Genomic DNA, 13,489 nt, shown 5'->3' with positions numbered 1-13,489 from the left:
GGTTCGCATGTTTCGTAGAGCTATTATTTCCACGATCATTTATATCTTTCTGACCCTGCTGGGGCTCTTCTTTCTGGTCCCTCTGCTGTGGCCGGTACTGGCCAGTATCAATCCGGCGGCGACGCTGGCGGTAAAGTGGCCCGGCGCGCCCAGCCTGAGCAACTATGCGACGATTCTGACCAATGGCGTGGTCATCCCGCCCTTCACCAATAGCGCCATCATGGCCATCAGCACCATGATCCTGGTCGTCATCCTCTCGGGGCTGGCCGCCTATCCATTATCGCGCTTCCAGTTTCGCTTCAAAAACACCCTGATGCTGGGCGTGCTCTTCGCCAGCGCGCTCCCGATCCTGGCGCTGGTCACGCCGCTCTACGCCATGTATGTCACCCTCAACCTGGTCGATACCCTGCAGGGTGTCATCCTCTTCTTTGTGGCCAGCGCGCTGCCGTTCAGCATCTGGCTGATGAAGAACTTTCTGGACTCGGTACCCTATGAGCTGGAGGAAGCCGCCTGGATCGATGGCGCCTCGACCTTCACGGCCCTGATCCGCGTGGTGCTGCCGATCTGCGCCCCCGGCATCTCGGTGGTGGCGGTCTGGAGCTTCCTGGGCGCGTGGACCAACTTCTTCGTCCCGCTCATCCTGCTGCAGACACAGGAGCTGGAGCCGGCCTCGGTCAATATCTACACCTTCTTTGGCAGCTATGGACAGGTCAACTATGGACAGTTGGCCGCCTACGCCATGCTCTATGCTCTGCCGGCCGTGGCGCTCTACACCCTGGTCTCGCGCTTCTTCGTCAAAGGCATCAGCGGCGGACTCAAAGGGTAGGGGGTGTCAGACACACTTTTTACGGGGGGCGTTAGCGCCCCCGCACGGGCGGCCGCGTGTGCGGCCGCACTTATTTTGTTATATGGATGTTTGAAGGAGTGCGCATTAGCGCACTCCTTCAAACATCCATATAACAAAATAATGTATCCTGTCCTGTCTCCCTCTGCCTTCTTGATCACCACTAAAAATCTACATATCCTTTACAATATCTTTACAGTTGAGCTCGTAAAAAGCTGGTCATGGAGCGTTTAATTTGATATAATTGCGCATATGGCTCCCTAGGTGCAATACCATAAATAGAATGTTTACTGTTCCATCTTGTACCAAATTAGCGGCGTGTGATCATGAAATTTTACCCTATATTGTAGCAAGCAAGCGCCCGCAAGAGCGCACCCACGACGACGATGGCAAAGGAGGAGCTCCATGCCAACAACCTTTATATCCTTACTCGGCACACGTAGCGCCCCCCGCTATCCGGCATTCGGGCATATATTCGCATCGATCAATGGGCCCAGGGTAACACGCAGCTCGCGACAGACCCAACCCCGACAGGCGCAGGCGCGGCATACGGACAAGGTGTTGCCGACGACCAGGACGCAGGAGACGCGCCCGCGTGTGCAACAGAGGCGACCACCCGGGCACTGGCTGGTATCGCTGGGCCTGGGCATGATCCTCATGCTACTCCTGGTAGCCGCCTGGCAGTTTGTGCTGCCACGCGCGACCACCGCCTACAACGATTGGCGCTATGGAAATCCGCGCACGTTTCAGATCGATGCCTTCGTGGGACACGAGACGGTGGCGACCACCCCCAGCCACTTTATCGTCTTGAATCTCAACGGTGATATCCAGGTCATCGAAATGCCGGGTGGCGACCAGAATAAGGTGCAGCGCTACCAGGTGACGCAGCTATCGGGTCCGACGGCCGCCAGCATCCCCGTCACGCTGGAGTTCGTGGACTCCAACCACACGCACCATCCCGATATGCTGGTCCACATTCAGGACACGCAGATCCTGTTGAAGAACGTGAACGGCACCTTTAAGATCGCCAACAGTTGAGCGGCGCGCCTGTTCCGTATCCATTGCTCAATGGATACGGGCGCCGCCGTCGCCCACATTAAGGTGAGTCTATTTCAAGCCAGCCGCCGCCCGCGATGGATCTTTCTTCCAAAGCGCGATTGAAATCGGCAACACCATCAGCAGTAGAAAGATGCAGGCCAGCAAGGTACCATAATAGAGCACCATATGCAGCGGATCAACCGGCCAGGCCGCACCACCACCTGGAATAGGCGATAGAGTCTGTTCGCCCAGAGGGAAACCTATATAAATTGCCCCCTTACTAAACCTATCTACAATGGCTAAGGTAGAACCCGCACCGTTGATAGAGGATGCGGCGACGGCGCAGAGACGGTGGCCGTGGCACTATTTCTTCGGGTCCATCCATAGACATTTCCAGGTATTGGCTCATGCCAGAAATCTCCTTCTAACAGGTAAACATTCTTTATCATCATCTATATAGTCATTAAAGCAGGCTAGCATTAGATGTTTCAAACCTGGTTATCAGGAAGGGAGAAGAGTTGTTCAACAGGTACGGAGAACAGGGCGCAGATACGCAGGGCAAGTGGCAGACTCGGAGTATATTACTGGTTCTCCAATGCATCCAGCGTAGACAGGCGGATATTGAGCTGGTCCGCGAGATGCTGGCGCGAGATGCCGCGCTCCACACGATAAGCGGCCAGGCGATTATGCATGGCGGATGCGGCCCGGGAGCGGTCCTGAACCGCGTCACGGCTCACCGACAGGTGCAGCGCATAGCCCTTAAAGGCCAGGCGTTGATTCCATATATGGGGACGCAAACGGCCATCCGCCAGAACATCAATATGCTTATTCATGTCCTGGCTTCCTTTCATCGCTAGAAGGACGCGTATACACCTTCTCACTCAAGGGCTTGAAGGGACGCGGCGAAAAGATGGCCTCGATGGGTAGATCAAAAAAGAGGCTAATGCGAAAAGCCAGTTCCAGGCTCGGATTATACTCGCCCCGCTCAAGATAGCCGATGGTCTGATAGTTGATACCTAGCGCATTGGCCAGTGCCAGGCGCGACAGGCCCCGCTCGGCCCTCAGCACCGCCAGCTGATTGTAGATCGTAATCTGCTCAGGCATACCTACCTCCATAGTAGAAAGCCAACCATGATTATCATAACTTATATATAATGTAGCATAGATACAACATTTTTTTCAATATTGACAACAAGCTGCCTTATTTTGAGCAATCAGACAGGTCGAAGGATGTGATTGCCACGTATGCGTACATATCTGATAAAGGCCAGTGTGATCAGCATACGTGATAGGCGCGAGTGATAGCGGGAAGGCTGTTCGGGATGGCGACGCAAGCGCCATGCCTCGTCCAGCAGGCGGTGCCAGCTAGCGGGCAGACGCTTACGCCAGCGCTGCAAAGCCGGAGATTTGGCGATAATCTCACCATCTTCCAGGGTGGTCAGGATGCGGCAGAGTGTCGTCACCGCGAACATCACCGACTCATCGTCAAGATAGAGGAAAGGACGGTTCCGGGCCAGTCCAGCCCAATACGTGTTCAGGTTATAGGACATCGCATCGACTACCTGCGACCAGTCCACCACCAGGGGCAGAGTAGCACGGTCGGGTCCCAGGAGCGCAATGGCCTTGTGCTGAAGAATCCACCACGTCACCGCGTTTTGATCTCCATAGCGCGCCGGATTAAACACGCCATTCTGGAAGTGTGGATAGGAGGCAACCTCCTGACGTGACTTTCCAAGCGCCTCCAGCGGCATATATGCCACCTCCAGTCGCCGGGCCAGCGGCTGCTCCCCCAGCAAGCGGCTATGCGCGGCGGCGAGAGAGTCCAATTCAGATGTGCTCCATTCACCGCTCGTCAAAACGACGACATCGATATCGCTGGTCAGTTCTTCAAAGGCGCCCAGGGCCGTAGAGCCACAGACGTACACGCCATAGATACGACCATGCACCGGCTCCAAGATATGTAGGTATGCTTCCAGCAAAGGCTGCAACATCTGAGGTATAGCGGCGTTATGCATTGCTATTTATACTCCATTCCATCTACTGCAAATAATTTATTATTTTACATGCAATAGGAAAGAGGTCGTTTTTAATGGAGCGTAGGAGCCCGGATACGGGGCCGCTGCGCGGCAAGCGCCCGCAAGGGGCGCACCTACGACGTTGCCTTCATTTTCCTTTCTCATTTTCCTTTGGAAGGTTGAAGATGATATCTTTACGGGGTGAGAAGGTATTCAGGTGGGTAAAAATATGCTATACTATTGTTACATACTGATAATAAGTAAGTAAACAAAAATAGCGGCAGATTAGAGAGATATGGAGCAGAGAGAGCATATGGCTATCACCAATACACAGACAGAGCAGTGGGATGCGCAGGTGGCCAGTTGGCCATTGAGGCGCGTGGGATTGCGCGTGCAGAATATGCAGCGCAGCATCGATTATTATGGGCGCCTGGGCCTCTCCGTGGTGCGCGATGAGCGCGACGCGGATGGCAACGGGAGTGTTGGATTGGGTGCGGCAGACGGCAGCGAGGTGCTGCAGCTGCGCACGCTGGCGGGTGGGCGTCCGCGTCCGCACCACACCGCCGGGCTGTTCCACTTCGCCCTGCTGGTGCCCGACGAGCCGGAGCTGGGCTCGTTTCTGCGTCACGTCCTCGACCGCAACAACAATGTCCCGCTGGGTGGCGCCTCCGACCACCTGGTCAGCCAGGCTCTCTACCTGACCGATCCAGAGGGCAATGGCATCGAGGTCTATGTGGACCGGCCACGCGAGCAGTGGCCCATACAAAACGGCAGGGTAGCGATGGACACACTACCGCTGAATGCTCCGCATCTGCTGGAACAGGCTCATGAATTCAAGGGCTTCTCACGGGGTCTGCGCCTGGGCCACATGCACCTGAACGTCAGCGATCTTGACCAGACCTTTGCCTTCTACAGAGAACACTTTGGCATGGAGCGCATGATCGGCATCGAGCAGCAGGCGTACTTCCTCTCCTGGGACGGCTATCATCACCATCTGGGGACCAACCTATGGGCCGGTCGCAACGTGCGACCCGTCGAGCCAGACATGTACGGCATCGACTTCTACGAGATCCGGCGTCCAGATCTCCAAGCCGCCACGGTCCAGGACCCCAACGGCGTCACCATCATCATAAAATGACATACCATATCCGTAGGTGTCGGGCTTGCTTCGACTTCGGCCGAAGTCGGAGCAAGCCCCAATACGTCCAACTTAACATTCTGGCGCATCTTTGAGAGGGGAGATGGTATCATTGGTGGAACGTGCGCGCCCGGGCACGGGGCCGCTGCGCGGCAAGCGCCCGCAAGGGGCCGCTGCGCGGCAAGCGCCCGCAAGGGGCGCACCTACGAGGGAACTTATTTTTTGCTTCTCTAGAAATAATTACTTCTGTCAGATATACTATTTAACATAGGCAATCAAATTTTTGCTGCCATACTATTCAATGCCGCGTCCAGGCGAACCACTTCTACTACTTCTCACGTTGCAGTCGTTGATACATATATATGTCACATTATAGTCAGAAAGACGTAAATATTAAAAGGCGATTGTACAACACTTGCGCGGAGATAACTACGGCTATCAACCAAAAGAGCTAGTGCAACATCTAATAAGCTTGCTCATCCGCTACTCAGATAGAGCTACCAAAAACATTACTCATGAAGGGGACATCTATGCAGCAATCATATTACCAGAGCCATACGCGACGTGAACGCAGCAGGGCCTTTCCCTCTGGCTTCATTCTTGCGCTGATCGCGGGCCTGATCATTTTTGGTATCGGCTTCTGGACCAACTTTCAGAACGACATTACCAATACCACCTGGATTGAGATGGTGTTCCTGATCGCCTTTATCGGTACGCCTTTTCTGGCCGGCATGATCGGTACCCTGAGCACCAGTCGCATCGATACGGGGATGGCCGCTGGCGTCTGGAATGGTCTTTTTGTGGGTATATTTATGGGGGTGTATCAGTTTCTGGTGCTGGAAAATAATGTTCCGACGAAGGTCGCGCCGGATATTATCAAGCAGGTACAGGATTTCCTGGCGCAGGGGGGCATTCAGATCTCGGTGCAAACGCTACAGATCAACAATAGCGCGCCAACCAGCTACACAGGCATCGTGCTGGTTGACCTGGTGCTGCTGATACCCTGGCTGGGTCTGGGTGCACTGCTGGGGCTGATCGGGGGCCTGATCGGCAAGATCTTCGCGCCGCGACCACAAAAGAATATTCCACCGTTCCGCTACTCGTAGGTGCCGGGCTCACCCCGGCTTCGCGCTCGCCCCGGCTTTGATCTGTCAGGGACGCCTCATCGGTGATGAGGCGTCCCTTTTTCATTGGTTTAGATTTCGGGGACTTTGAGGACGGCGCCCGTGTTAGCGGACGTGACGAGGGAGGCGTAGCGGCGCAGCCAGGAGCTCTTGACGCGTCCTTTGACGTGGGTCACCTCGCTCAGGCGCTGCTCGATCTCCTCGGGTGTGAGCTGTACCTCCAGGCGGCGCTCGGCGAGATCGATATGGATCATGTCGCCATCGACCAGGGCAGCGATGGGACCATTGGCGGCCGCCTCGGGGGAGACATGGCCGATACAGGCACCACGCGTACCACCGGAGAAGCGTCCATCGGTAATCAGGGCCACCTTCTCGCCCAGGCCCATGCCCATGATGTTGGCGGTCGGCGCCAGCATCTCCTGCATGCCGGGTCCACCACGGGGTCCCTCATAGCGAATGACGACGACATCGCCCTCTTTAACCTGCTTGTTGAGGATGCCGGCGCTGGCCTCTTCCTGTGAATTATAGATGCGGGCGGGGCCCGTATGCTTCATCATGGCCGGGGCGACAGCCGCCACCTTGACCACCGCGCCCTCGGGAGCCAGGTTACCGAAGAGGATGGCCAGGCCACCCTGCTCGCTATAGGCCTCCTCGATAGGATGGACGACCGCTTTATCCAGCACCTCGGCCTCGGCGATATTCTCGCCCAGCGTGCGCAGCGTCACGGTCGGACGCTCCAGGTTGAGCGAACCCTCTTTGCGCGACAGCTCTTTGAGGATGGCGCTGATGCCGCCGGCGCGGTCCACGTCCTCCATATGCCACTGGCCAGCCGGGCTGACCTTACACAGATGCGGCGTGCGCGCCGCGACCTGGTTGATACGCTCAAGCGAATACTCGATGCCACCCTCGCGGGCCAGGGCCAGCGTATGCAGCACCGTATTGGTCGAACCGCCCATCGCCATATCCAGCGCGAAGGCGTTGTCGATGCTATCCACATTCACGATCTGCCGGGGCGTCACATTGGCCTTGACCAGGTTCAGGATCTGCCGGCCCGCCGCCCGCGCCAGTTCACGCCGCTCCTCAGAGGTCGCCAGCTTCGAGCCGTTGCCCGGCAAGGCGAGTCCCAGCGCCTCCATCAGGCAGTTCATCGAGTTGGCGGTAAACATGCCCGAGCACGAGCCGCACGAGGGGCAGCTCAACTGCTCTAGCTCCAGCAGCTGGGCATCGTTGATCTTGCCCGCCTGGTAGGCGCCGACGCCCTCAAAAATAGTGATCAGGTCGGAGCTACGGCCATCGGGCAGCTTGCCGGCCGCCATCGGACCACCACTGACAAAAATAGTCGGGATATCCAGGCGCATAGCACCCATCAGCATGCCCGGCACGATCTTATCGCAGTTGGGGATACACACCATGCCATCAAAGCGATGGGCCTCAATCACGGTCTCGACGCAGTCAGCGATCAGTTCACGGCTGGGAAGGGAATACTTCATACCGATATGGCCCATCGCGATACCATCATCGACACCGATCGTATTGAACTCGAACGGCACACCGCCGGCCTCGCGAATGGCCTCCTTCACCAGCTTGCCAAACGCCTGGAGATGCACGTGGCCGGGCACAACATCGATGTAGGAATTACACACAGCGATAAAGGGCTTTTTGAAATCATCTTCACCTACGACACCGGTCGCACGCAGCAGGCCTCGGTGAGGAGCGCGCTCGAAGCCGAGCTTAATCTGATCTGAACGCATTGCGCCTCCTTAAGGGAGATAGGAGTTCGTTCCCACCCCGCAGTAGTTGCATTGAAAGTTTTCTTTATTAAGAATCGTGAACATGATAAATCTCCCCTACGGGCGTCAGCATTGAGGTGGGGGAAGTCGGCGCCATCCGCGCTGATGGTTTGCGTCTTACTTTCTGGTTATAGCAGCATATTATTCCCAAAAATACCAGTAGGCACCAAGTATAGCACGGTTCCTCGCTCGACTCACCACTTCCTCTGAAGAAAACCAGAAATACGGTTATTTGAACTATACGAAGATGTATCATTTCACCGTATCAGCTCACATAAACCAACCTTACGGCGCAATATTTGTCACAATCACTCCAACGGCATATAATGGGTGAGGCAATGAGGTGAAAAGATGAGGCAAAACGCTTCATTTTTTATGATATTGTGAGGATAAGATGATTATTTTAGAGACGGAACATTTGGAGTTCCGGCCCCTGACGATGGACGACCTGGATGATATGACCGCGCTTTATACCGATCCCGAGGTTACGCGCTTCCTGGGCGGTCCACGCAGCCGGGACGAAGTGCAGCGGGTACTCAAAGGCTATATCCGCGAATACCAGATCTACGGCCACTCGTTTTTCGCCACCATCCGTAAAAGCGACCGGAGCTTTATCGGACATTGCGGCCTGCTGAAGCAGGAGGTTCAGGGACAGGAGGAGATCGAGCTGGCCTATGTGCTGGCACGCCCCTACTGGCAGAACAACCTGGCCATGGAGGGAACCGAGGCCCTGAAGAACTACGGCTTCCAAAAGCTGGGCTTCCAGCGTATTATTTCATTAATTCCACCCGATAACACCGTTTCAATCCATATCGCGGAAAAGATCGGCATGAGCTACGAGCGCGATGTCGATCAGTGGGGCCAGCACTTCCGCCTCTACGCGATCAACCAGGAGCACTGATATAATCCATAGATACAGAAAAGGTGTGGCAGGCAGCCACACCTTTTCTGTATCTATGGATTATAATTTGACGTCATCGTTTTCGACTTCGAGGCATGCTGCCGTAGATTCGCCGAATGGCCGCTCGGTCATGACGGGCTCTTCTTCATGGGCGGCAACGACTGGACGCTGCTCGCGGATGACGAAGAGGGCGATGAGTAGTCCGCAGACGGCACAGGCGAAACAGGCCCAGATTGCGACGTGAAAGCCGCCCGCCAGAGCCGAAGCGCCATCAACGCCCTGGGACTGCAGTCCGGCGGTCTGCGCGGTCGCGAGCGAAGTAACGATGGCCAGCACCACACTTGAACCCACCTGCTGGCTGGTATTGAGCAGACCGGAGGCCAGGCCCTGCTCCTCGTTGCGCACGCCGGTTGTGGCCGCGATCGTAATGGCCGGAAACACAAAGCCCATACCCAATCCCACCACCAGCATCCCCGGCAGGAGCGCGCCCTGATAGGTCGCAGTCGCCGAGATCAGCAGGAACAGCAGTTGTCCACAGCCGACCACCACAATGCTGGCGACCAGCAACAGCTTGAGGCTGAGATGCGAGAACATACGCGAGGCTATGTTGGAGAGGATCAGCAGCACCGCAGCCATCGGCAGAAAGGCCATCCCGGTCTGAATGGCTGAATAGTGCAGGACCTGCTGCATAAAGAGGGTCAGGATAAAGATGATCGCCCCAAAGGTTCCGGGCAGCAACAGGCTGACCAGATTGCCACCAGCCAGCACAGGCAGGCGGAAAATGTTCAAGCGTACCAGCGGGTCCTGAGCCCGTAGCTCGATCCAGATAAAGGCCGCCAGCAAAACCACCACCACAGCCAGCAAGCTCCAGGTCTGCCAGGAGAGCCAGCCCAGATCATTGCCACGCGCCAGCGTATAGACAAGTATTACTATAGCCACCGTGATCATCAACGCGCCCAGAATGTCCAGTTTCGGCCGCCGCTCCGGCGTCGGGCTTTTGAGGATAAAAAAAGGCGTCAGCACGCAGGCCAGAATGCCGACCGGCACATTGACAAACATGACCCAGCGCCAACCAGGGCCAGCCGTCAGTAGACCACCCAGGATAGCGCCGACGGCGAAGCCGGTTGAGGCCACCGCACCCATCACGCCCAGCGCCTTGTTGCGCTCCGGCCCCTCCGCAAAGATCGACGTGACCAGCGAGAGCGATGTCGGTGCCACCACCGACGCGCCCAGTCCCTGGACCGCGCGGGCCGCGATCAACCAGGACTCGGATTGAGCCAGGCCACCAAACAGGGAAGCAAGGGAGAACACAACCAGGCCCGCCAGGAAAAGGCGCCGCCGCCCAAAGAGATCGGAGGCGCGGCCACCCAATAAGAGGAAACCACCAAAAGTCAGAGAATAGGCACTCACCACCCACTGCAAATTCTGCGTCGACATCGCCAGATCTTTTTGCATCGAAGGCAATGCCACATTCACAATCGAAAAATCTAACACCACCATAAATTGCGCCATACATAACAACGCCAGCACAGCCATCTTTTGTCCACGAGCAACCATCAATCCCTCAATCTATTGTTAGACATCTATACCATACAGATTTTTATTATAGGCATATAAAACCAAAAATTGGTACTAAAAAGTGTCACGTTTTGGGACCAAAAACAGACTATATATAATGAGAAGATTTTTACTTAAAGTAGCACGAGGACGAAAGACATGCTCACAACAAAAAATACCCTGAAAAATGATAGCCTGCGTGCAAGTGAAGAGAAGCGGAACCTGCAGCAGGATCGCGCACAGGCTCAACAGCTACTACCACAGGGACTGTTGCCACTCGAAGATGAGCAGATTAGCAGACTCCTGGCCCTCGTAGCAGTCGAAAATTATAAGATTCTCCGCCTCTCCTTGCTCGAAAGTGTTTAGCCGCCAGGCTGGCTTTATGGGTTGGTTCCGCACTCCCAATGCGGGAGGTGCAGGAGGGCGGCGAGCCCTCCTGCCGGGGTGTGGGGTGTCCCCACATTCTCTCTTCTCCTCTCGCGCCGCCTGAGGCGGCGCGAAAAAGAAGAAAAAGAAGTTTTGTGGGGACACCCCACACCCCGGCAGGGAGGCCCCTGCACCCCATGCAGAGAGGAAATTCAGGCCATCGCCTGAGATTACCATTAACAATTTTCTTTTATGCAGTCATAATAAAAGGGGCGTAGATACAAAAGCGAGAAATGTATCTGTGCCCCTCTTATTTTTGCTAATAGCAGCCCACCCTTCTAACCACCTTATTCACTATCTGGCACCAGCTAACACCTTTGTATCACTACATATGTATTCATATATATTGCGCCATTAGCCGATGCTATGAAAAAAGGAGTGATATCCTTTCTCACAGTCAGTGCAACTAAGAAAAAGCATATATAAGGAAAAGCATATGATGAGCACTTACCGGCTACGGCATTCATTTTTGGCTCGCATCTTCGTTCTAGCCATGCTAGTCAGTCTGGCGACAGGCAGTATATCGCTATTGCGAGTGCAGACAACCGAGGCTTCCAGCGGGCACTTTAAACCGCCCAGGCCCGATTTTGCCTTCAATATGGTTCCATCATCACCTAATATCAATGGGTGTCTGCCACATGCAAGCGGATTTGTCACTATTACCCGTGGTAGTCAGAACGACCTCATGCATGTCAGTGTCAGAGGTCTTGTTCCAAATACGGGCTACGACCTGTTCGTGATTCAAGTACCCAACAAACCATTTGGGGTTGCCTGGTATCAGAGCGATCTGGAAACTGATCGGTATGGCAATGGTAGCGTCTTCGTCCAGGGCATCTTCAACAGCGAAACCTTCACGATTACCAACGAAGCGCCGCTAGCCTTCACGCACCAGTTCCACCTGGGATTATGGTTCAACGATCCTCAAGTCCCTTTTGATCAAGGCTGTGAACCGGGGCAGACATCGCCAACCATCACACCCTTCAACGGCGAGCAGCACGCCGGTATTCAGGTTCTCAATACAGCAAATTTCCCCGATAACGCGGGACCGCTCTCGCACGTCAACCCATAATAGAAATATGAAATAAAGACAGATCCAGACCAGACGACAAAAGGACAGAGACAGAAAGTATCCTTTCTAGTCCTGTCCTTTTGTTGATGAGCATCCATCCGAACAAGCGAGTAAACATACTACATCGCGCGCTTACTCAGGGTGGATAGAAATTCCTGGTTGTTTTTGGTTTTGGCCAGCTGCTGAATAAAGGCATCCATCGCATCCTGTCCTTGCTGATCAGACAGTTGGGCAAACATGCGGCGCATGGTCACGACAGCCTGATAGGTTGGCTGATCGTAAAGCAGTTCCTCACGGCGGGTACCGGAGAGGGAGATATCGATGGCCGGGAAGAGACGTCGCTCGGCCAGTTTGCGGCTCAAGACCAGCTCCATGTTGCCTGTTCCCTTGAGCTCTTCATAGATCACGTCGTCCATGCGGCTGCCGGTCTCGATCAGGGCCGTGGCGATGACCGTCAGGCTCCCACCCTCTTCCAGTTTGCGGGCGGCGCCAAAGAAGCGCTTGGGCATAATCATGGCACTGGGATCCAGGCCACCAGACAGGCTGCGACCGCTCGATTCAACCGTCAGGTTGTAGGCACGGGAGAGGCGGGTCAGGCTATCGAGCAGGACCACGACATCTTTGCCCTCCTCAACCAGGCGCTTGGCACGCTCCAGCACCATCTCGGCCAGGTGCGTATGCACATAGGCGGGCTCATCAAAGGTCGAGCTGATCACTTCTCCATTAACCAGCCGCTTCATGTCGGTCACCTCTTCTGGTCGCTCGCCGATCAGGGTAATCAACAGATGCACGTTGGGATAGTTGGTGGAGATAGCGTTGGCGATAGCCATCAGCAGCATCGTCTTACCAGCCTTTGGAGGAGCCACAACCAGGCCACGCTGACCGCGTCCCATGGGAGAAACCAGATTGATCAAGCGACCGGATAGATTGGAGGCGCTGCTCTCCAGGTCGAACATCTGCTGTGGAAAGACCGGGGTCAGGGCATCAAAGCGCGGGCGCGGTCCCACCGCATCGGCGGGTCGACCATTGACCTGCTCTACCCGGAGCATGCCACCATACTGCTCACGATCCTTCGGCGGCCGCACCTGTCCCGAAACATGGTCGCCCTGCCGCAAATTAAAGCGACGAATCTGAGAATGCGACACATAGATATCCTTTGGGCCCGGCAGATAGCGATCCGGGCGCAGAAAGCCATAGCCATCCTCAACGATATCCAGCACGCCCTCACCTGGTACGGCCAGTTCTTGATCCGTAAGGGCCGTCGCCGGCTGGCGCATTTCGATCGGTGTCTGTCGGTTCAGCGTACGATCAAATGATTCAGTATTCGAATGTACAAATGAGCGAAACGACTGCTGACGATCATCGGGATCGGGCATCGCTTGCGTATTCATAACAGAGTGGGTGTTTTTCATAGAGTTGAGGGGCACGATCCCTATTAATGATCGCACCTTTCTCCTTTCGCTGACATGTATCTCTTATAGAAGAAAAGCAGGGAGTAAAATAGGTAAAGTAAATAGCGTCTCTTTTCCAGTGCGATAGATAGCGTCATTCCGTTTCCTACACGTTTGGGGTACGGGATGAAGTGAC

The 13,489-nt window shown here is 55.3% G+C and carries 13 protein-coding genes; 7 read left to right on the top strand and 6 right to left on the bottom strand.

From position 1 onward, the window contains the following. Positions 1 to 7: 7 nt before the first annotated feature. Complete coding sequence (locus AABA21_RS10485) at positions 8 to 826, top strand: carbohydrate ABC transporter permease (protein WP_338249559.1); 819 nt, start codon at positions 8 to 10, stop codon at positions 824 to 826. 423 nt (positions 827 to 1,249) lie between these two features. Then, complete coding sequence (locus AABA21_RS10480) at positions 1,250 to 1,882, top strand: hypothetical protein (protein WP_338249558.1); 633 nt, start codon at positions 1,250 to 1,252, stop codon at positions 1,880 to 1,882. A 581-nt stretch (positions 1,883 to 2,463) separates the two neighbouring features. Here the strand turns inward: AABA21_RS10480 and AABA21_RS10475 are convergent. The 3 genes from AABA21_RS10475 to AABA21_RS10465 form a co-directional block, all read right to left on the bottom strand. Continuing rightward, positions 2,464 to 2,715, bottom strand: a complete 252-nt coding sequence (locus AABA21_RS10475) for a helix-turn-helix domain-containing protein (protein ID WP_338249556.1) — start codon at positions 2,713 to 2,715, stop codon at positions 2,464 to 2,466. Continuing rightward, entirely contained in the window at positions 2,708 to 2,986 is a 279-nt protein-coding gene (locus AABA21_RS10470) for a helix-turn-helix transcriptional regulator (protein ID WP_338249553.1), read from the bottom strand. The genes AABA21_RS10475 and AABA21_RS10470 overlap by 8 nt, the downstream gene beginning before the upstream one ends. A gap of 110 nt (positions 2,987 to 3,096) precedes the next feature. Then, entirely contained in the window at positions 3,097 to 3,897 is an 801-nt protein-coding gene (locus AABA21_RS10465; RefSeq protein ID WP_338249551.1) for a nucleotidyltransferase domain-containing protein, read from the bottom strand. Positions 3,898 to 4,210: 313 nt separating this feature from the next. Here AABA21_RS10465 and AABA21_RS10460 point away from each other — a divergent pair, with 313 nt between their 5' ends. Further along, entirely contained in the window at positions 4,211 to 5,035 is an 825-nt protein-coding gene (locus tag AABA21_RS10460) for a VOC family protein (RefSeq protein WP_338249549.1), read from the top strand. Between the two features lie 530 nt (positions 5,036 to 5,565). Further along, positions 5,566 to 6,141 (top strand): hypothetical protein, encoded by a 576-nt coding sequence (locus AABA21_RS10455; protein WP_338249546.1) that lies wholly within the window; start codon positions 5,566 to 5,568, stop codon positions 6,139 to 6,141. A gap of 89 nt (positions 6,142 to 6,230) precedes the next feature. Here the strand turns inward: AABA21_RS10455 and ilvD are convergent, their stop codons facing one another. Continuing rightward, positions 6,231 to 7,910, bottom strand: a complete 1,680-nt coding sequence (ilvD, locus tag AABA21_RS10450; protein ID WP_338249544.1) for a dihydroxy-acid dehydratase — start codon at positions 7,908 to 7,910, stop codon at positions 6,231 to 6,233. 433 nt (positions 7,911 to 8,343) lie between these two features. Here ilvD and AABA21_RS10445 point away from each other — a divergent pair, with 433 nt between their 5' ends. Then, complete coding sequence (locus tag AABA21_RS10445; RefSeq protein ID WP_338249542.1) at positions 8,344 to 8,850, top strand: GNAT family N-acetyltransferase; 507 nt, start codon at positions 8,344 to 8,346, stop codon at positions 8,848 to 8,850. A gap of 60 nt (positions 8,851 to 8,910) precedes the next feature. Here the strand turns inward: AABA21_RS10445 and AABA21_RS10440 are convergent, their stop codons facing one another. Next, positions 8,911 to 10,407 (bottom strand): MFS transporter, encoded by a 1,497-nt coding sequence (locus AABA21_RS10440; RefSeq protein WP_338249540.1) that lies wholly within the window; start codon positions 10,405 to 10,407, stop codon positions 8,911 to 8,913. 159 nt (positions 10,408 to 10,566) lie between these two features. On the opposite strand from AABA21_RS10440, the gene AABA21_RS10435 reads away from it, so the two are divergent. Together AABA21_RS10435 and AABA21_RS10430 are read left to right on the top strand one after the other, a co-directional pair. Then, complete coding sequence (locus AABA21_RS10435) at positions 10,567 to 10,773, top strand: hypothetical protein (RefSeq protein WP_338249539.1); 207 nt, start codon at positions 10,567 to 10,569, stop codon at positions 10,771 to 10,773. Positions 10,774 to 11,269: 496 nt separating this feature from the next. Further along, positions 11,270 to 11,902, top strand: a complete 633-nt coding sequence (locus tag AABA21_RS10430; protein ID WP_338249537.1) for a hypothetical protein — start codon at positions 11,270 to 11,272, stop codon at positions 11,900 to 11,902. Positions 11,903 to 12,021: 119 nt separating this feature from the next. Here the strand turns inward: AABA21_RS10430 and rho are convergent, their stop codons facing one another. Further along, on the bottom strand, positions 12,022 to 13,350 hold the full coding sequence (rho, locus tag AABA21_RS10425; protein WP_338249535.1) for a transcription termination factor Rho: 1,329 nt from the start codon (positions 13,348 to 13,350) through the stop codon (positions 12,022 to 12,024). Between the last annotated feature and the right edge of the window lie 139 nt (positions 13,351 to 13,489).

Source organism: Dictyobacter halimunensis, assembly GCF_036245075.1.
Note: the sequence above shows the minus strand (reverse complement) of the source record. Positions and strands in the feature narration are given on the sequence as shown.